The following is a 19,251-nucleotide window of genomic DNA, read 5'->3' as shown; positions in this document are numbered from 1 at the left end:
GCATCGACGAGCCGAGTGCTTCGCGCAACCAGATTAGAACGTTCAAGTAGTAAGGAGGCAAACATGTCATACATTCTCGATTTTCTCATTGATTTAGGCATTCAGAAGAAGATGGCGAGTTATCTCGCGACGATTATCACGATTGCGGGGATCGCGCTGATCTGCATGTTGGCCAATTGGCTGACCAAGAAGGTCGTGCTTCGCGTAATCACGCCTTATGTAGGCAAGAGCAAGCTTCAGTGGAGACGTTTTTTGCTGGAACGAAGAGTCATCCATAAGCTTTCGCACATTGTTCCGGCCATCATTATTTATTATTTCTCATTCAGCTTCCCGACCTATCAGCATTTGATTGCTAAAGGCGTCATGATTTATATGGTCGTCGTTATGTTAATCGTCTTAGATGCCCTATTGGATATGCTGAACGACGTATACACCACTTACGATATTTCCAAAATGAGACCGATCCGAGGTTACATTCAAGTGGTCAAAATCGTCGTCTTCATTGTCGGGGGCATTCTGGTCATCTCGAGTCTGATCGGCGAAAGCCCGATTATTCTGCTTAGCGGAATCGGCGCCTTGTCGGCCGTTGTCATGCTCATCTTCAAGGATTCCATCCTGGGACTCGTGGCCGGCGTCCAGCTCACCTCCAACGACATGGTACGCGTGGGCGATTGGATCAGCATGCCGAAATACGGAGCGGACGGAGACGTTTTGGACATCTCTCTGAACACCGTCAAAGTGCAAAATTGGGACAAAACGATTACGACGATTCCCACTTACGCCCTGATCTCGGATTCCTTCATCAACTGGAGGGGGATGCAAGCATCCGGCGGCCGCCGCATTAAACGTTCCGTCCATATCGACGCCGCCAGCATCGGCTTCTGCACGCCGGAGATGCTGGAAAAGTTCAAGGGCATTCATCTATTAAGCGACTATATCCTCGACAAGGAACGGGAAATCCGACACTACAACGAGGAGCATGAGATCGATACGGCGAACAGGGTAAACGGAAGAGCTCTTACGAACATCGGCGTATTTCGGGCTTATTTGCAGCGTTACATCGAAGAGCATCCTAAGGTGCACAAAGGCTTGACCCGTATGGTTCGACAATTGGAGCCAGGGGAACATGGACTGCCGCTTGAAATTTACGCGTTCTCTAACGATACGGCATGGGCGGTCTATGAAGGCTTGCAATCCGACATTTTTGATCATATTTTTGCCGTGGCGCCCGAGTTCGGTCTTCGTATCTTCCAAAGTCCTTCCGGTGCGGATATGAGGGGAATGCTGCAGGGAGAACGATCCTCCACAAACTATTAAACAGAACGTTTGTTCCCTTTTTTGTTGACAAAAAAAGGTCGAATTATGGTATACTGGATCCAATCGCAGAATGGAGGTCAGGGTCATGTCGGAGCAGCTCACTCGAATCGAATCGTTGTTGGTCACCTTAACCGAGCAAGTCATGGACAAGTTCGACAAAGTGGATGTCAGGTTTGAAGCAATGGATCAGAGGTTTGAAGCAATGGATCAGAGGTTCGATGCAATGGATCAGAGGTTCGAAGCAATGGATCAGAGATTCGAAGCGATGGATCAAAAGTTCGAAGCTCGGTTCCAAGTCATGGATAACCGTTTGGATGAGTTGGATGGTGAAATGAAGCACCGCTTTCAGACGATGGATACTCGGTTTGACTCCGTGCAGGCTCAGCTCGATCGAATGGAAGAGGCACAGGCCGAGGATATTTTGGGCATTCTCCAGATGACCGACGCCAAGCTCGATACCGTGAAGGCGCTGTGCGAGCATACGTTAAAGGAACAAGCTTTGCTAAAGTATGAGCTGGACAGGCTGAAGCCATCCATTTTTTCGCAATCCAACAAGCTGTTTATGAACGATTTGGAATAATCCATTGATGATGAATGCAGTGAAATATAAGCGGGCAGACGCCTCCGACGTCTGCCCGCTCTTTTCTTTTTATGCGCGGTTGGAGTGGGAGGCTCGGGACGCAGTCCTTACGCCCCGAGTTTTGGGGACGTGTCCGGGCAGCCTGTTACGATTGGATTATTTTCCCGGGACGCTTGCGAAATTTAAAGGATTCTTGCCGTATGGCGGCGAAAGCAGTGAGCCCCAAATAATATGGCAGAAGGTGTGATGAAGGATGACGAGAATGCGAAAATGGGTCATTAGTCTGGCTGTACTCGCGCTTGCATCGTCGCCGAGTTTCGTTCAAGCGAAGAGCGGGCAGGCCGATGCGGGGATTAGCATTTATTACGGGGTCAAGGCCGGGGATACGTTATACGGCATATCGAAGCGGCATTATTTGACAAGCGACTACGTTAAGGTAGCGAAGCAGAACGGTCTCGATCCCAAGGCCAAGCTAAAAGTGGGCGCAAGGCTGAAGCTGAAGGATCCCCTTGTGCTGGATCATTATACCGTGGCCAAAGGCGACACTTTGTTTGCCATCGCCGGCAAATATTTTAGCCAGAGCAATTATATCGGCATCCTGATGCAGGTTAATGGCTTGACGGGAACCACGGAACTTAAGAAAGGCAGGACGCTTAGTATCCCCATGCCTTCCGGACAGCGTTCGTATCAAGTGAAAGAAGGAGACACTCTGCAAAGTATCTCCGCCAAGTATTATAAACAGTCGGATTACGTGGCCGCGATTGCCAAGAGCAACGGAATCGACGGCGTCTCCGGAACGATCAAGCTTGGGCAATCGCTGCTAATTCCGAATCCGTTCTAAAGAGAGGAGAGAGCCGCGACTTTCTTCGCGATGATCGTTGACATCGCATGTTGATGGGGAATGCCTGACGAGTTGCAGTCGAACACAATCTCGGAGCTGTCTTCGATATACCAATCGCGGTAGTGGGACAACAGCTCGCCGGAATGCCATTTGTAGGCGTAAGGCTCCTTCTCGGGCGGCGGCGCAATAAACGGCTTGTCGACAAACACGTTAAAGCAGTGCATGCCGTTTGGACTCGTGAAACGTTTGTAATTGTCGAAGATATCCTCTCTGAAGTCCGGCTTTATATAATGGAGCACGCCGCTGGAGTACAGAATGTCGTAGTGCGCATTCAGGCGGTAATCCAGAATGTCGGCTTTGAACACATTTACTTGGACGCCTGCCTGCTCGGCGAGACGTTTCGTCTTGCCGATGCCGGCGTCCGTCACATCGAACGCGGATACATCGTATCCGTTCCGCGCAAAGAAAACGGCATCTTTCCCTTCGCCGCAGCCAATATCCAGCAGCTTAAGCCTTTTTACCGGAGGCATCGCTTTTAGCACCTCGTAGCAAGCCGCATTCGGCTCCGTCCCCCAATAATAGTTTCCCGATTGATATTCTTCCTCGTAGATCGTAATCGATTTCTCCTGCAAGGCGTAACCCAGCAGCTTGTCAATGCTGACCTGAAGCGTCCTCGACAGCTCCGGCAGCAGGGCCACATCCGGCATGGATTGAGCGTTTTCCCACTTGGACACAGCCTGGAACGACAGGCCAAGTCTCCGGGCCAGCTCCTCTTGCGTCAAGCCTCTTTCTTTACGGTATATACTGATGTTTCTCGCCAACATTTCCTTCATGCAGTACGCTCCTTCTTTTGCTTTGTTCTCATTGTAGGCGAGAAGGATCTCCGGAACAATAACCTGTAAATTGAGCTTTTCGAAAATTCAACCCGGAGTTGAGTGATCATCTAAAGATTGATGGATTGACGATAAGAGGAAGTCGTTTTATAATAAACGAGTGATTTACTAAATTACTAAATTACTAAACTGAAATCCGGAATGCGATATGAGAAGGATAAGTAAGGAGGCTGGGAACTCTAATGGATCGGAATAGGCGGAAGGAATTGCAGGAAGCATATAAGGAAATGAAGACCTATATGGGCGTCGTGCAAATCAAAAATAAGGAGAGCGGCAAGTTGTATATTGCCAGTTATCCTAATCTCAAAAATAAATGGCCGAGCATAAAAACGCAGCTTGAGATGGGGAGGTTCAAGAATCTCGAACTGCAGAAGGATTGGCGCGAGCTGGGGGAAGCGGCGTTCGCGTTCGACATTCTGGAACAGAAGGATACAAGCGACATTACGGATATAAAGTGGGCGTTGAAGCAGTTGGAGAAGCCGTGGCTTCAAAAGCTTCAGCCATATGGCGAGAAAGGATATAACAAGCCGCCTCGAGAATGAGGACTGGAGCAATGCGGCCCGGTAGTGATATGATGGTAGTGGGTGATGCTGACATGTCTAAAGAGACGACCGAGCCGGAAACACAAGCGTCCGGCAATGACAATCAAACAAATGACAACAACGAAAAGATGGTAGAGCTGCTCAAAGCCGTATATCATAACGGCATGACGGCATTAAAAATGTTTTTCGAAGAGGTTGCCGGCCAGATCGTCAATCAGGAGCGATACGGGCCGATCTTCGTATTCCAAGTGCGGGATGCTTCAAAGAACGTGTACGCATGCGGATTTTTTCTGCAGGAGCTGATTCAGAGATTCCAATCGGGCAATGACCCGGCGCAGTGGCTGTCTTCCTTCTTCTTCGAGATGATGAAGCAGGAAGGCGGCAAAGGGCTGCCGAATCCGCCGTCGGGCGAAGAAGAGACGAAGGCGTTGATCGACAAAACGCTTGTCCCGCATTGTATTGCGGCCGTGCGCGAGGAATTCGCTCCAGAGCAGGTTCATGCGGGTTTGGGCTTCGTACCTGAACATGGCCCCGTATTCGAAGCGGGATTCCCGTCGATTAAAGATGGCAACAATGTATGCGCCATTCCGCTGCATGTTCTGATTACGCATCATCTGCTAAACCGCGATCCGGCAGAGATTCTGATCCAGGGACTGTATAATATTCGGGAGCAACACGGTCTGGAGTAACGACTATGATTCATCAGCTTGAGCACGGGAATTCAACGATCGCTGCCGCTATTCTGGACGTACAGTTTCCTGCTTATCGGATAGAGGCGGAGCTGCTCGGATTCGACGGCATTCCCGCGCTGCGGGACACCGTCGCGGATATTATGGCATGCAACGAAACTTTTGTCGGATATCGCGATGGGGAAAATCTGCTGGGACTTATTGCTTATGAGAAATCGGGGCCGGAGCTCGACATATGCCGACTGGTGGTCCATCCCTCGTCCTTTCGAAGGGGCATCGCAACGAAGCTGCTGGAGCATGTGCTGGAGCAGGAGGCGCCGGACCGTGCGACCGTAAGCACAGGCAGGGAGAACGCTCCCGCGATCGCATTGTACAAGCGTTTTGGATTTACGGAGAAGAGGGAGATAGAGGTTGCTCCGGGATTTTTTATTTCATCATTAGTTAGAGAGATGAAATAAAATATTTTTTGTAATTTTTACAACCTAAACCATGATTGCGGTGTTATACCATTGTAGGACTATTCTCATAAGAGAGAGGGATGGTAAACATGGCAACAAAGGGTCTTCGTAAGTCGTTTCTCCTAATTCTGGTCGTGCTCGTTACGCTTATGGCAGGTGGACAAGCTGTCTTCGCGGACAACGGGGAAACAAAGCCGCTCACAGCACCGCCGCCCGACATGATTCAGCCGCTTGCGCTCTATACCGGGTATACTTATTTGCTCGGCTCGTCGATTGCTGTACAGGATAATACCGGATCTATGCGTATCTCGGTAACGACTTCGTCGAAGAGCAGCGTGACCACTATAGGCGCGACGGTCCAATTGCAGCGTTATACGGGAACGGCCTGGATTGACGTCGGCTCATCGACAACGCGTACGGCCAGCAATACGAGTTATTTGACCGATTATGTCGACAAGGTGGTAAGCACAGGTTATTACTACAGGGCCAAAGTCACGCATTACGTCACGCATGGCAGCGTGAATGAATCCGAAATCGAATATTCGGTCACGGTTCTAGCTAGTTAACAGAAGGACTGCCCCGAAGCATCGTCTGCTCCGGGACAACTTTGGCTGGCCGATCGTTTGGAAGCCTCACGAAATTTTTTCGTGAGGCTTGTCTATTTTTTCGCTAACGCCATCGGATATTGCTGCCTATCTCCAAGATCACTTCCCGGTCCAAAATGCCGAAAATATTGACAAGCAGATCGTTCGCGAAATACTGAAGGCTCGCATATCCTTCGTTGGTGATTTGGAGAAAAGCCTCGTATCCGTTAATTGTGGTCATTTCCGATTCAATGTCGGGGTCGTCCGATGAAAGCTTCATTCGCTGATCTTTTTCCAACTTCCGGATGGAAATGCGATATAGGCCGCTCTCCCCCGACTCCCGTTCGTACAGAAGCGACAATAGATCGCCTTTGTTCGAATCTTGATGGCGGTAGGATATAATTTCGGTAAGCGCAAACGACTCCGGAACATGACCGATACTCGGCAATGCGAAATTCAGATGCTTCGCCGCTGCCTTAAGCGTATCATGTCGAATGGGATTCGTACCGCGGTACGAAATATCCTGGCCGTCGGACTTAATCGATCCGCCATCCTCCGCAATGCCGGGAGGGGGAGCCGTCTTGGGAAGCGTGCTGTTTGCCTTCGGTTGTCCGATTGTCATTTCCAGGACCCCGTCCTTGATTGTGGTAACCGCTTCGATGACGGGCTTGAAGGCAGTGGTTACAGCGGGCGTTCCGAACAGGTATGCTCCCAGCAGGAAGGAGGCGGCGATATAAGGTACAAGTTTTAAACGGCGTTTCAATACGGCCCTTCGGGCCAATTTCTTCTGAATTCTGGCCCAGGAAGGCCCGGGGTCGGGTACAAGCTGGGAGCTGTGCGCAGCTTCGTCGAAGGCTTGATCGAATAATTGATCGAATTCCTCGCGATTCATTCTATTCCCCCCATCTTTTCGCAAAATGTTTTTTCATCGCTTCTCTGGCCTTGTATAACTTGTACTTCACTTTGTCCTCCGTCGTATCGAGCTCGGCAGCCATTTCCTTGTAGCTGAGCTGCTGCTTCCACCTTAGCTCGATCAATGCGCGGTATTCCGGCTTGAGCTCCGTCAGGCAGGAGGAGAGCTCCTCCGCCATCAGCTTGATTTCGATCTCGTCCTCCAGCGCAGAGGAATCGGTTGCCAGTTCTGCATTTTCTTTAATATAAACACTGTCAGAATCGATTACGTTGCGATTTTTTTTATGTTTTCGAAAATAATTATAGATTTCGTTTTTGACGACGACCTTCATCCAGCCTTTGAGCTGCGCTTCGCTCTCAGCTTGCGGCACGTTCCGAATGATTTTCATAAACGCGTTCTGGATAATGTCCTCCGTCGTCGCATGATCTTGTACCATATAAATAATATTGGGGTATACGTATCGGTAATATTCTTGATAGATCTCCCTCTGGATATTTGGGGATAACACTTCAAAGCGTGCTGTGGTCAGGTGGAACATCGTGCTTTGCATCTAGCCTGGATACCCCCCTCTTTGGCATAGGCCGCTTCTCTGCGGCACTCTATCTTCCGTCATTATAACGTATCCGATCCCACTTGTGAGCGTAGATTTGCGTCCGTCAGATCGTGGCGATACAATGGAGGCTGATAAGAGGAAGGAGCGAGCCTATGACGAATTCGCTAAACCCAAGTTTAGACGGAGAATATATGGTGCGGCAGCTTGTAAAGCTTCTTGGTATTCCAAGCCCAAGCGGTTATTGTATGGAGATTATGAATGATGTGGGAGAAGAGGCGAGGAGACTCGGGTATGAAATGGAGCTGACGCCCAAAGGCGTGGGCATTATTACAATACCGGGCGAAGATGAGTCGACTGTAATCGGCATCTCCGCGCATGTCGATACGCTCGGCGCTATGGTGCGGTCGATCAAGCCGAACGGCATGCTTCGCTTTACGCCGATCGGCGGTTATTCGATGAACAGCGTGGAAGGCGAATATTGCCTTATTCATACGAGAGACGGGCGCAAGTACGAAGGTACCGCGCTGACGACGAAGCCGTCGGTTCACGTCTATTCGGATGCGCGCGACTTAAAGCGCGAGGAAGCTCATATGGAAATCCGGATCGACGAATCCGTGAAGACGAAGGAGGAAACAGAGAAGCTCGGTATCTCCGTCGGCGACTTTATCTCCTGGGATCCTCGCACGAGGGTGCTGGATAACGGCTGGATCAAGTCCAGGCATCTCGATGACAAAGCAAGCGTAGCGGCATTGTTCGGACTTATGGAATGGCTGAAGCGGGAGGGGAGAACGCCGAAGCATACGCTGAAGCTGATCATCTCTACGTATGAGGAGGTCGGCCATGGCAACGCCTACATCCCGCCTGACATTACGGAGCTGCTGGCGGTCGACATGGGAGCGCTCGGCGATGATCTATCCGGCTCCGAGCGGCATGTGTCGATCTGCGCCAAGGACTCCGGCGGGCCTTACGATTACGGCATGACGACCCGCCTGATCGAGCTTGCAAAGCGCGAAGGGCTGCCTTATGCGGTCGATATCTATCCGCAGTACGGCTCCGACGCCACGGCCGCGTTACGCGGGGGAAGCAACATCCGAGCGGCGCTGCTCGGACCCGGCGTTCATGCGTCGCACAGCATGGAGCGCACGCATAAGGAAGCCGTCATTAATACGGCGGCGCTGCTGCTCGCTTACGTCATGGAATAAAGGTGAAACGGCAGTCGCCGCCTTCTGGCGGCTCAGTGCGTAACATTTATGAGAATAGTAGGCCAAGTATGGAGAACATCTAACTGTCCTATTATTGCACGATATACGGTTAAGCCCGTTAAGGGTTTGGCCGTTTTTTGTTTTTCTTGCTCGGTTGGCGATAAACCTCTTCCCGTTAAACGTATGGATAATCCGAAAATAGAGGGAAAAGCTCCATCAAATCTTAAAAAATCGCGTTGTCGGGATGTTATAACGGGAAAAGCTCCCTATAATCGCGTGGGTTCTGTCCGAATGCGCTGATTCCGCCTGAATTAGTGGGAGGATTCCCCTCTAAAGCCCCCCAAGATGGTGAGGATGGGGAAATTAAGAGGCATTTTTCCCCTAATCCATAAAGAGCGATGATGACCTTCGAAAAGGAAGAAATCGCTATTGTTGGGAGCGGCATTTTGTGTCGAACAGCCAGCTTTTCCAGGTTCGAGTGAGCAGAATAATCCATAAAAGTGAGCTTGAATATCCATGTTTTATGAGGGGGATGAGGAGTAAACTTAATGCAATAGCAAAGAAAATAGGGGGCGTGACGGTGAAGTCCAAGCCATTGTTCAAAGAACATCTGATGAATCACAAAATGCAATACGTCTTTGGCGCGGTATTATTGTCCATATCATGTCTGCTGCAGCTTGTCATTCCGCAGCTGCTTGGGAGCTTCGCCGACCTCGTGCAAGAGGGCATCACGGCGGGTCAAATCCTGTCTATCGCCTTGTGGATTGTCGTCGTCGGATTTTTGGCGGCGTTTTTCCGTTCGACAGGGCGGATCTACTTGTTCCGGCTGGCGAGATTGCTGGAGAAGCATATCCGGAAGAGATTGTTTATGAAGTGGGAGAGCCTGCCAAGCGAATACTTCGGCAAGCAGCGGATCGGCGACCTCATGAGCCATGCCGTGAACGACATTAACATTATGCGCGAGGTAGGCATGATGGGTGTTTTCTCCACCATCGAGGCAACTGTGCTGATCGGCGTCGCCATCGCCGCGATGGCGGGCACCGTCCATATCGGTCTAACGCTGCTGGTGCTGCTGCCGCTTCCCGCGCTGACCTATCTTGCGTACCGGTTCCGGGGCGAGATCGAGCAGCGAACGACGCTTGTGCAGGAAGCGGTTGGTCAACTGACGAGCCGCGTGCAGGAATTTGTTGCCGGCATTCGGGTCGTGAAGGGTTACGTTCAGGAGCAGCCTGAGATGAATAAGTTCAAGGAAGACAACCGGAACAATCTGGAGACGAACTGCAAGCTCAACAAATCCAATTCTTTTTTTACGGCCATAAGCTCGGCGATTGTAGGGGTCAGTTATTTGCTGTCCGTCGTATTCGGAGGCTTGCTCGTGATGAGGGGAAGCATCGGCATGGGCGATTTTGTCGCTTTCAACACGTACCTTACCATGCTTGTCGCACCGGTCGAGAACCTTGGCAAGGTCATTAACATCTTGCAGCGGGGCAAAGCGGTCGACGTGAGGCTGCGGCATATACTCGATACGGAGCCTGCAGTGGCCGATGCAAAGGATGTTCATTCCGTAGAGGAAATGCGAGGCGCCATAAACGTGAAGGGATTGACCTTCCATTATCCCGGACAGAAGCGGGCAGCGCTCGACAACATTCATCTGAACGTGCCGGAAGGAAGCAGTCTTGCCATCGTAGGCAAGGTGGGAAGCGGCAAGACGACTCTCGTCAATCTGCTGCTACGGCTTTATAACCCGCCAAGAGGCACAATCGTGATCGACGGTCACGATATCATGGATATTCCATTGCGGCAATTGAGAGAGTCCGTCGGCTTCGTGCCGCAGGAGCATATGCTGTTCTCGACGACAATCGGCAAGAATATTGCTTTCCATCCTGGAGGTTACGGACAGGAGCACATTCAGGAAGCGGCAAAGGTCGCGCAGGTCTATGACAATATCGTGGAATTTCCCGGGAAATTTGACACCTCCCTTGGAGAGCGCGGCGTATCGTTGTCCGGCGGTCAACGCCAGCGTGTCAGTATTGCCCGGGCGCTAATCAAGGAGCCGGCCATATTGGTGTTCGACGACAGCTTGTCGGCGGTGGATGCCGAGACCGAGGAGCGGATTCTGGAAGGGCTAAAGAAAGCGATGAAGGGACGCACAACCATCATTACGAGTCATCGCCTCTCGGCTATCCGTCATGCGGATCAGATCGTCGTTATGGATCAGGGACGTATTGTGGAGCGCGGCGATCATGCCTCTCTCATGAGGCGCGGGGGACTCTACGCTTCGACTTACAATAAGCAGACAATGAAGACCGGAATGGAGGGTTCGCTTGGATATTCATAATGAACGACGGTTAACCGGCGTGAAGGACGGATTGTTATGGCGCAAAATGATGGCCTTCGCCGTCCCGTATTGGCGAAGCCTCGCCGTCTCGCTGCTGTTCGCTCTTCTTGTCGCAGGCGCGGCTGTCACACAGCCGTTGCTCGTAAAGTCGGCCATTGACGACCGGATTAACGGGCTTATGAAGCCGATGGTTTATGTAACGGATGCCGCTTCGTCGGCTCGATTGGCAGGGGATGAGCGCACGCAGGGCAAGCCGATCGTACTGGGAGAACGGACGTATTACCGCGTAAGTCAGAGCGGGGAAACTTGGCCGGAGGGCATTTATCCCGCCAGCATCTCTCAGCGCGACGGCGCTTATTATTTGCAAGAAGGCCGGAGCGGGGAGTCGGGTTCTGCTGCAGGAGGAGAGGGCTATGCGCTTTCCAAGGAAGAGATTGCGGCGTTCCGCCAGCAGGACTATTCAGGTCTGATCATCCTTGCGGTGCTCTTTGTACTGAATGTGGCGGTAACGGGCATCTTTACGTATGGGCAGTCCGTCATTTTGTCGAATACGGGGCAAAAAATTATTTTCGACATGCGCAATGTAATGTTCAGCCACTTGTCGAAGCTGCAAACCTCCTACTTCGATCGCAACCCCGTCGGACGGCTGGTGACAAGGGTGGCGCATGACGTGGAAGCCGTCAATCAGCTGTATTCCCAGGTCATCGTCAATCTTGCCAAGGAGGTTCTGATGCTGGTCGGCATCGCTTCCATTATGCTGGTGCTTAACGTCAAGCTGGCGTTGGTATCGTTCGCCGTTATTCCTTTGCTGGTTTTGGTAACCTTCTACTTCAAGGGGATCATCAGGGAAGCTCAGCGCGTATCGCGGCTCATGCTGTCGAGATTGAATTCCTTCCTTGCGGAGAGCCTCAGCGGCATGACGATTGTCCAAATGTTCACCCGGGAGAAGCAGCAGCTCGATGAATTCGTGAAACTTAATGACGAGCATTATCGCGCCGGGATGCGGGGCAGCGTCAATAACTCCATCTTTAACCCTATGATCGGCTTCGTCGGAAATCTGGCCCTTGCGCTTGTTGTCTGGTACGGCGGCCATTCCGTACTGGCTGCCGGAGTCACGTTCGGCGTCGTGTACGCGTTCACGACTTACGTTAGACAGTTTTTCCAGCCTTTGACGGCGCTGGCCGACCGTTACACGCAGATTCAGACGGCGCTGGCTTCGGCAGAGAGAATTTTCGAGATGTTGGAGGAACGCCCTGACATCGTGGACAGAGAGAACGCGAAGGAGATCGAACGGCCGCTTAAAGGAGCCATTCGACTGGAGCGCGCCTGGTTCGCCTATAATAAGGAGGAGTGGGTGCTGAAGGATATCAACATCTCCATTAAGCCGGGCGAGACGGTAGCCTTCGTTGGCGCGACGGGAGCGGGCAAAAGCTCCATTATCGGGCTCATTAACCGATTCTACGATATTCAGAGGGGCAGTCTGATGATCGACGGCGTAGAGGTGAAGGACTACAAGCTGGATCAACTGAGGCAATCCGTCGGCGTTATCCAGCAGGATCCCTTCGTCTTCACGGGCAACATCTACGACAATATCCGGATGAACCGGGCGGACTTGAGCGACGAAGACATTCGCCACGCGGCAAGGGAGCTGGAGATGGACGAATTTATCGAACGGCTGCCGCAAGGGTATGAGACGCCCGTAGGCGAACGAGGCGTCAAGCTGTCCTCCGGACAGCAGCAGCTGCTGGCGTTCCTTCGCGTCTACGTAAGCGACCCCGACATTCTTATCCTGGACGAAGCGACCTCGCATATCGACACGGAGACGGAGGAGACGCTGCAGCGCGGGCTCTTGCGTTTGTCGAAGGGCAAGACGACGCTGATCGTGGCGCATAGGCTGTCGACGATTCGACATGCGGACAACATTATCGTCCTGGACAAGGGACGCGTGCAGGAGATGGGCGATCACGATACGCTGATGAGACGCGACGGGCATTATCGCAAGCTTTACGAGCTGCAGAACGATGAAGGGCCGAAGGAGCAGCGGGGCGCGGCTGCGAGAGCTGGCGGAGCGTTAGCCGCGACGATCGCGAAGTAGCGATTAGTCCAGGCGGAGCGTTAGTCGCGACAATCGCGATGGAGCGATGGGTCCAGGCGGAACGTTAGCCGCGACAAATGCGAAGTAGCGATGGAAGGTTGGGCGTGACGATCGCCGCGAAGTGGCGATAATCACCCTTACGGGTGGTTCGATCTCTCCGTTGTGCGAGGCTGTCCTTCTAACGGACAGGAACGTCGCTATTCTTCAATTAGATGATGTTTCAAAATCTTACGGACACGCACGACCTTATCTGCATCATCCGCACAACTTTCGGCTATATTTTGGCCATATAATGTCGCTCCTGTCCGTTAGCATTTAATCTTGGAGTAAATCGGGCTAATAGTGCCGCGTGAGTCCGTTAGATTCCCAATCGCTTGGTCTGTCCTATACGTGAACAAAGCCGTACCGGCAGCGGATTAGCTGTTCGGTGCGGCTTTGTGCGTTTTGGCATATTGCGAGGGCGATTGCCCCGTAAATTTCTTGAACAAGCGGCTGAAGTACAGCTCGTCTTCGTATCCGATGCTTTGGGCGACGGCCTTCAGCTTGTAATCCGACAGAATGAGAAGCTCCTTAGCCCGGTCCATGCGCAGCTGGGTCAAATAATGAATGGGGCTCGCGCTGACGTATTTCTTGAACAGCCGGGAGTAATGGCTGCTGCTCATCCCCGCCATGGCGGCCAGCTCCTCTACGGTCATGTTCTCGGCATAATGATTAACCATGTAATCGATGGTCGACTCGATCATCGTATTTGTATGTCCCGTCACGGCCTGCGAGCGCAAATCCGAGATGATCTGTGTCAAGATCTCGAGAAACAGGATGCGTTGCCGCATTTGGACGATCTGGCCGCGATGTTTCATCAGCTTCATAATCCCTTCGAACGTATTGAGGAGCGGAGGGATATTCGTGATGGCATAGCTTCCGGACAAGGGGAACGGCAGCTCCCTGTCACTCTCCAGCGTCCAGCTTCCATCCTCCTCGTAGGCGGCAACGGCGTAAGCGAAGCGAACGAAAAAAAATTCGATGGGGCCTTCGCCTTCATTGATCCGCTCGACGATCATGCCGGGGGGGAGAGAAAACAGCTTGCCCGGCTCGGCCGTATAGGAGGAGCCATTGAGCACAAAGGTTGCTTTTCCTTTTGTAATCAGCCACAGGCTGTGAAAGCGATGCGTGTAGGGGCCGTTTCGCCAGCCCGCCGGCTTCTGGGAATGTCCGGCCAGCATAACTTTGAAGTTCATTCGGTTCATGTCCCGCATCATTTCCCATGGTTTCATGATGAAGTAAGCCTCCCGAGATTAATTAGTTTGTTTGCATCATCTTTTCTATCTATCCAGCGCTCTCTTCCGATAAGCCGAGGGCGGCATGCCGGCATATTTGGCAAACGCTCTGCTGAAAGCGAAAGGATTGCCGTAACCAAGCGAGTAGGCAATTTCGGTGACCGAGGCGGCGGTGCTGTCCAGAAGCTCCGCCGCCTTGTCCATGCGTACCTTGCTTATATATTGAAGAGGAGACAGGCCGACTTGCTCCGCAAATGCCGTCGAAAAATAATTGCGGTTCATGCCGGTGAGCGCCGCCAATTGCTCCACGGACAACCCCTCAGCCGCATGAAGCTCGATGTAGCGGATGCTCTGGCGTACCCATTCCATAGTAGACGGGGCAGGCTGTTTCTCCAGCGTAGTTCGGTTAAGGCTTGCGAAAAACTTAAGCAGCAAGCTTTGCATCTCGAGCGCATAAGGCAGACTGTCGCTGCCCGGCGTGTTCCGGATCAGTTGAAACAGCTCCGTTAGCGCCGCTTGCAAAGCGGCGCCGATCCGGCCTCGCAAATACGGAACGCTCGGCGTGATGCCGGCAGATCCTAGCAAGGACTCTGCGCCGGGTCCGTCGAAAGCGAGCCAGGACAATGTCAATCTTTTGCAATGAGGATCACGATGATAGGTGTAGGATCGCCCTTTGAACTTGCAGAACAAGTCCCCTCCCAGCAGTTGAATCTCACGCTCGGCTTCCCGCAGAATAAGCCGCCCTTCCGTCACGAGATGGAGACTGTAGCAGTCCATGCGCCTCGGACCGGCCTGATAACCGGGTTTGGTTACGCTTTGCCCGCCTCGCACGACCCATACCGATTGTTCTTGCTCCCAGCTGCCGGGCGTATGATAAAGAAACTCCGCATGCTCATGGCCGTAATCCTTCCAATACAAGCGAATCCTCCTCCTCCAACAATCTGAGAAATTGATAGGTTTCCCCAACATCGAGACATGGTCATTTCTGTTGATTCTTATTTATAATCTTAGCATAAGAGGAGGATGAACGATGAAAAAACCTAACATTCTGTTGATTACGAGCGATCAACAGCATTGGAATACGATCGGCGCGTTTAATAGAGAGCTTCATACGCCTAATCTCGACCGGCTGACGCGGGAAGGCACGACTTTTACGAGGGCATACTGTCCCAACCCGACCTGTACGCCGACGCGCGCCTCCATTATTACCGGGATGTATCCCAGCCAGCACGGAGCCTGGACGTTAGGCACGAAGCTGCTGGAGGACCGCCATACGGTGGGAGAAGATTTCCTGAAGGCGGGCTATCGGACCTCCTTGATCGGCAAAGGCCATTTCCAGCCGTTGAAATCGACGAAGGAATATCCATCGCTGGAAGCCTATCCCGTGCTGCAGGATCTGGACATGTGGAGAACATTCGACGAGCCGTTCTACGGCTTTGAGCATGCGGAGCTGGCCCGCAATCATACCAACGAGGCGCATGTCGGGCAGCATTACGCGTTATGGATGGAAGAAAAGGGCTGCGCCAATTGGCGTGATTATTTCTTACCGCCGACGGGGAATATGGATCCTAACCAGACCTACAAGTGGCCTATTCCGGAGGAGTATCATTATAATACCTGGATTGCGGAACGGAGCAATGCCATGCTGGAGCAATACGCGAAGGAAGACGAGCCCTTTTTCCTCTGGTCCAGCTTCTTCGATCCGCATCCGGAATATCTGGTGCCGGAGCCGTGGGATACAATGTACGACCCGGACAGCTTGACTATTCCAAGCACCGTTCCGGGCGAACATGCCAACAACCCGCCGCACTTCCGCATGACGCAAGAGGAGAACCCGGACTTCACCGCCTGGATGGAGACGGGAAGAGGCATTCATGGCTACGGCTCCCATCATTACTCTATCTACGGTGACAAGAAGAGACTGACGGAAGAGGACCGGAAGAAGCTGGTGGCCGTCTACTACGGCATGATCAGCATGATGGACAAATATATCGGTTCCATCTTGGATAAGCTCGACGAGCTTGGCTTGGCCGACAATACGGTCGTCGTGTTCACGACGGATCATGGCCATTTCTTCGGACAGCACGGCTTGCAGCAGAAAGGCGGCTTCCATTACGAGGATCTGATCAAGCTGCCGTTCATCGTGCGGTATCCGGGACAAGTGCCGGCGGGCGCTCAATCGTCCGCGATTCAATCCCTGATCGACCTGGCGCCGACTTTTCTATCACTCTGCGGCATTCCGGTTCCGCACGCCATGACGGGCGTCGATCAGAAGGATGTCTGGCTCGGCCGCCGAGGAAGCGCCAGGGATCACGCGCTCTGCGAGTTCCGCCACGAGCCGACGACGATTCACCAGAAAACGTACGTGGACGAACGTTACAAGATCACCGTCTACTACAATCAGACCTATGGAGAAATCTTCGACCTGCAGGAGGATCCCGGAGAGCTTCGCAACTTATGGGACGATCCCGCCAGCGCCGGACTTAAGTCGGAGCTCCTGCTTCGGTATGCTTGGGCGGAGCTGGGCAAGGAGTCCATGCCGATGCCGCGTATTTGGCATGCTTAATGATTGACGGGTTTAATTGAATGCAAGGCGCTCCCGACCGAAAGTTTCGGTTGACGGAGCGCCTATTTTTTGTTTGGGAAATTATGCGGCATATCGGGCTGTGGATAATGAGCCTGCAGCTATAAGGGACTTAAACGAAAGTGCCGATGGCTTGGAAAGTAACTCTGATGAGCGTCCATAGGCATAAATAACGTCTATGGCTCCAAAAATTAGGCGAACGAGCTGCTGTAGGCGTTAAAAACGCCGATGGCCCGGAAAGTAACTCGGATGAGCGTCCATAGGCGTATAAAACGTCTATGGCTCCAAAAAGTAGGCGAACGAGCTGCTGTAGGCGTTAAAAACGCCGATGGCCCGGAAAACAACTTGGATGAGCGTCACGTGATATTGCTTTTTGGATTGACAATCCAATCCCAATACTGTATTTTAATAAATATCTAATTAGATAAATATCTAATCAAATATCAAGGGAGGCGTCACGCCATGCAATTGGACAAAATCGTGCAATATCACAAAGCCTTGTCCGACGCGACGCGGATACGCATGCTGGCCCTGCTCGCCGAAGGCGAGCTAAACGGGCAAGTGCTGGCGGAGAAGCTGGCTCTTACGCCTGCGACGATTACCTTCCATGCCGCCAAGCTGCGGGAGGCGGCGCTTATTTACGAGCGAAGAGAAAAAAATACGATCTACTTCTCGTTAAATCCTTATTTCCTGAAGCGAGGAGCCGAAGGGGTATTGGGGCTTGTATTTCATAAGAGGGGCGATGCTGATATGATGGAGCAAGACGAATATACGCGGCTGAGAGATTCGGTCATTCGCAACTTCTTCGACGCGGAGGGCAGGCTTAAGAGCATTCCGAGCCAGATGAAGAAGAAGCTGATCGTGCTGGAGCATCTGGTCTCCAGGCTGGAGAACGGAAGGAAATACGGGGAATCGGAAATCAACGCCTTTATCAAGCTGGTTCATGATGATTTCGCGACGATTCGACGGGAGTTTATTATGCACCAGTTTATGTTCCGCGAGAATGAGACTTATGAGCTTAATCCGCGAGAGCTGTGGACGAAGTGGGAGGAGCTGAAGTAGGATGATGAGAACTTATGAGTTGTCGACAACAGAGCGGGATGGAATGATCGACGTGACATCGTTCGTTCGCGAGGCGGTGGCCGAGAGCGGCGTGCGCGAAGGTTACGCAATCGTATATTGTCCGCATACGACCGCCGGCATGGCCATTAACGAAAATGCCGATCCCGACGTGATCAGAGACGTGCTGCGCCGGTTCGACGAGCTGTACCCCTGGGAGCATCGTCTGGATCGGCACGCCGAAGGCAATACGGCCGCGCATCTGAAGGCCATTACGACGGGAACGAGCCAGACGGTGCTCATCTCGGGCGGAAGACTGGTGCTGGGCACTTGGCAGGGCATCTACTTCTGCGAATTCGACGGACCGCGGAGACGGAAATTCCATGTGAAAGTGATCGGAGATTAGTCCATAGGAGGCGAGAGACATGTGCAGGAACATTAAGCAGCTGTTCAATTTCGAGCCCGCTGCAACGCCGGACGAGGTTGAGGCGGCGGCCCTTCAGTACGTGCGCAAAATATCGGGTTTCATCCAGCCCTCCAAGGCGAACGAGGAAGCGTTCCGCCGCGCCGTGGCGGAAGTGACGGAAGTATCCCAGCGGCTGCTGGAATCGCTTGTTACAAACTCGGAGCCCAAGAACCGCGAGGTCGAGCGGGAGCGGGCGCGCGAGCGCAACGCCAAGCGGTTCGGCGTTAAGCCTGTCGAGTAGCCTAGTTGGTGTCCAACTAGACATATGGCGTTCCAAGCTAACAGTCCACTAAAGCAAAAGAAAAAGGCATCCATCTCCTTGATATAGGGATGGGATGCCTTTTTTCAATTTGACTGACTTACCAGAAAAGAAAAATGCAAGTTCTGCAGCGGCCTCGTCTCAGTGAGCCGGGCGTTTTACTGCGTCAGGCACTAACTCCGCAGCCATCGCAACATATTGTCACTGATGGGCAGCGGCTGATCGCCAGTCCGAATCGGCGCGAAGCAAGAGACAAGCTCGGACGCGCGCACGGACTCCGGCATGTCGAGCCAACCGGCGATATGCCCCAGCAGGCCGACAAGCCGTTCGGCCATGACGCCTTCGCCGCGAAGCGCGGCCAGCGTTAACGATTTGTCGCGCTTGGAGAAACGCTCGCCGCCGGCATCGCCAAGCAACGGCACATGGGCGAAGGCTGGCGGTTTCAAACCGAGCGCATCGTAGAGCGCCAGCTGCCTGGGCGTGGAGTCGAGCAGATCGGCGCCGCGCACGACATCGGTAATGCCCATGGCGGCATCGTCAACGACGACGGCGAGCTGGTAGCCGAACATGCCATCGGCGCGCTTGACGACGAAGTCGCCCAGCG

The 19,251-nt window shown here is 52.7% G+C and carries 20 protein-coding genes; 14 read left to right on the top strand and 6 right to left on the bottom strand.

All coding sequences use genetic code 11. The annotated features are described in order from the left end of the window. Positions 1-63 precede the first annotated feature (63 nt). The 3 genes from PAT3040_RS01330 to PAT3040_RS01315 all read left to right on the top strand — a co-directional run bounded on the left by PAT3040_RS01330 (position 64) and on the right by PAT3040_RS01315 (position 2,738). Positions 64-1,317 carry a mechanosensitive ion channel family protein gene (locus tag PAT3040_RS01330; RefSeq protein WP_087572235.1) on the top strand — a complete coding sequence of 418 codons (1,254 nt, stop codon included), beginning with the start codon at positions 64-66 and terminating at the stop codon, positions 1,315-1,317. A gap of 85 nt (positions 1,318-1,402) precedes the next feature. Continuing rightward, positions 1,403-1,897, top strand: coding sequence for a hypothetical protein (locus PAT3040_RS01325; RefSeq protein ID WP_108991227.1), 495 nt, complete (start codon positions 1,403-1,405; stop codon positions 1,895-1,897). Between the two features lie 253 nt (positions 1,898-2,150). Continuing rightward, entirely contained in the window at positions 2,151-2,738 is a 588-nt protein-coding gene (locus PAT3040_RS01315) for a LysM peptidoglycan-binding domain-containing protein (RefSeq protein WP_108991225.1), read from the top strand. Here the strand turns inward: PAT3040_RS01315 and PAT3040_RS01310 are convergent. After that, a complete protein-coding gene (locus PAT3040_RS01310) occupies positions 2,735-3,571 on the bottom strand; it encodes a helix-turn-helix domain-containing protein (RefSeq protein ID WP_108991224.1) in 837 nt (278 codons plus the stop codon). The two genes, PAT3040_RS01315 and PAT3040_RS01310, sit on opposite strands and share 4 nt — an antisense overlap. Positions 3,572-3,813: 242 nt before the next feature. Here PAT3040_RS01310 and PAT3040_RS01305 point away from each other — a divergent pair, with 242 nt between their 5' ends. From PAT3040_RS01305 to PAT3040_RS01290, 4 genes are all read left to right on the top strand, one after another. Next, positions 3,814-4,173, top strand: a complete 360-nt coding sequence (locus PAT3040_RS01305; protein ID WP_108991223.1) for a GIY-YIG nuclease family protein — start codon at positions 3,814-3,816, stop codon at positions 4,171-4,173. 53 nt (positions 4,174-4,226) lie between these two features. Continuing rightward, positions 4,227-4,862, top strand: coding sequence for a hypothetical protein (locus tag PAT3040_RS01300; RefSeq protein WP_108991222.1), 636 nt, complete (start codon positions 4,227-4,229; stop codon positions 4,860-4,862). A gap of 5 nt (positions 4,863-4,867) precedes the next feature. Next, on the top strand, positions 4,868-5,320 hold the full coding sequence (locus tag PAT3040_RS01295) for a GNAT family N-acetyltransferase (RefSeq protein WP_108991221.1): 453 nt from the start codon (positions 4,868-4,870) through the stop codon (positions 5,318-5,320). 89 nt (positions 5,321-5,409) lie between these two features. Continuing rightward, positions 5,410-5,886, top strand: a complete 477-nt coding sequence (locus PAT3040_RS01290) for a hypothetical protein (protein ID WP_108991220.1) — start codon at positions 5,410-5,412, stop codon at positions 5,884-5,886. Between the two features lie 103 nt (positions 5,887-5,989). Here PAT3040_RS01290 and PAT3040_RS01285 read toward each other — a convergent pair whose 3' ends face one another. Continuing rightward, complete coding sequence (locus PAT3040_RS01285) at positions 5,990-6,796, bottom strand: DUF4367 domain-containing protein (RefSeq protein ID WP_108991219.1); 807 nt, start codon at positions 6,794-6,796, stop codon at positions 5,990-5,992. A 1-nt stretch (position 6,797) separates the two neighbouring features. Beyond that, positions 6,798-7,367, bottom strand: coding sequence for an RNA polymerase sigma factor (locus PAT3040_RS01280; RefSeq protein ID WP_108991218.1), 570 nt, complete (start codon positions 7,365-7,367; stop codon positions 6,798-6,800). A 155-nt stretch (positions 7,368-7,522) separates the two neighbouring features. Between PAT3040_RS01280 and PAT3040_RS01275 the strand changes: the two genes are divergently transcribed. The 3 genes from PAT3040_RS01275 (at position 7,523) to PAT3040_RS01265 (ending at position 13,005) form a co-directional block, all read left to right on the top strand. Then, complete coding sequence (locus tag PAT3040_RS01275; RefSeq protein ID WP_108991217.1) at positions 7,523-8,572, top strand: M42 family metallopeptidase; 1,050 nt, start codon at positions 7,523-7,525, stop codon at positions 8,570-8,572. A 580-nt stretch (positions 8,573-9,152) separates the two neighbouring features. Continuing rightward, entirely contained in the window at positions 9,153-10,910 is a 1,758-nt protein-coding gene (locus tag PAT3040_RS01270; RefSeq protein WP_181376383.1) for an ABC transporter ATP-binding protein, read from the top strand. Next, entirely contained in the window at positions 10,897-13,005 is a 2,109-nt protein-coding gene (locus PAT3040_RS01265) for an ABC transporter ATP-binding protein (protein WP_108991215.1), read from the top strand. Before PAT3040_RS01270 ends, PAT3040_RS01265 begins: the two co-directional genes overlap by 14 nt. Positions 13,006-13,421: 416 nt before the next feature. Here PAT3040_RS01265 and PAT3040_RS01260 read toward each other — a convergent pair whose 3' ends face one another. Together PAT3040_RS01260 and PAT3040_RS01255 are read right to left on the bottom strand one after the other, a co-directional pair. Further along, on the bottom strand, positions 13,422-14,276 hold the full coding sequence (locus tag PAT3040_RS01260; RefSeq protein WP_258234778.1) for an AraC family transcriptional regulator: 855 nt from the start codon (positions 14,274-14,276) through the stop codon (positions 13,422-13,424). A 48-nt stretch (positions 14,277-14,324) separates the two neighbouring features. Then, positions 14,325-15,197 carry an AraC family transcriptional regulator gene (locus PAT3040_RS01255; RefSeq protein WP_181376382.1) on the bottom strand — a complete coding sequence of 291 codons (873 nt, stop codon included), beginning with the start codon at positions 15,195-15,197 and terminating at the stop codon, positions 14,325-14,327. Positions 15,198-15,309: 112 nt separating this feature from the next. On the opposite strand from PAT3040_RS01255, the gene PAT3040_RS01250 reads away from it, so the two are divergent. The 4 genes from PAT3040_RS01250 to PAT3040_RS01235 all read left to right on the top strand — a co-directional run bounded on the left by PAT3040_RS01250 (position 15,310) and on the right by PAT3040_RS01235 (position 18,629). Continuing rightward, entirely contained in the window at positions 15,310-16,845 is a 1,536-nt protein-coding gene (locus PAT3040_RS01250) for a sulfatase family protein (RefSeq protein WP_108991212.1), read from the top strand. Between the two features lie 480 nt (positions 16,846-17,325). After that, positions 17,326-17,925, top strand: a complete 600-nt coding sequence (locus tag PAT3040_RS01245; RefSeq protein ID WP_087569782.1) for a DUF2087 domain-containing protein — start codon at positions 17,326-17,328, stop codon at positions 17,923-17,925. A gap of 1 nt (position 17,926) precedes the next feature. Further along, positions 17,927-18,328, top strand: coding sequence for a secondary thiamine-phosphate synthase enzyme YjbQ (locus PAT3040_RS01240; protein ID WP_108991211.1), 402 nt, complete (start codon positions 17,927-17,929; stop codon positions 18,326-18,328). A gap of 19 nt (positions 18,329-18,347) precedes the next feature. Then, a complete protein-coding gene (locus tag PAT3040_RS01235; protein ID WP_087569780.1) occupies positions 18,348-18,629 on the top strand; it encodes a DUF2277 domain-containing protein in 282 nt (93 codons plus the stop codon). Between the two features lie 191 nt (positions 18,630-18,820). Here PAT3040_RS01235 and PAT3040_RS01230 read toward each other — a convergent pair. Then, positions 18,821-19,251 (bottom strand): glutamate--tRNA ligase family protein (locus tag PAT3040_RS01230; RefSeq protein WP_258234777.1); only part of this gene is annotated, 431 nt, incomplete at its 5' end.

It is taken from the genome of Paenibacillus agaridevorans (assembly GCF_003112455.1).
Lineage (GTDB): Bacteria > Bacillota > Bacilli > Paenibacillales > Paenibacillaceae > Pristimantibacillus > Pristimantibacillus agaridevorans.
The sequence above is the reverse complement of the archived record's forward strand: the minus strand, read 5'-3'. Positions and strand labels throughout refer to the sequence as shown.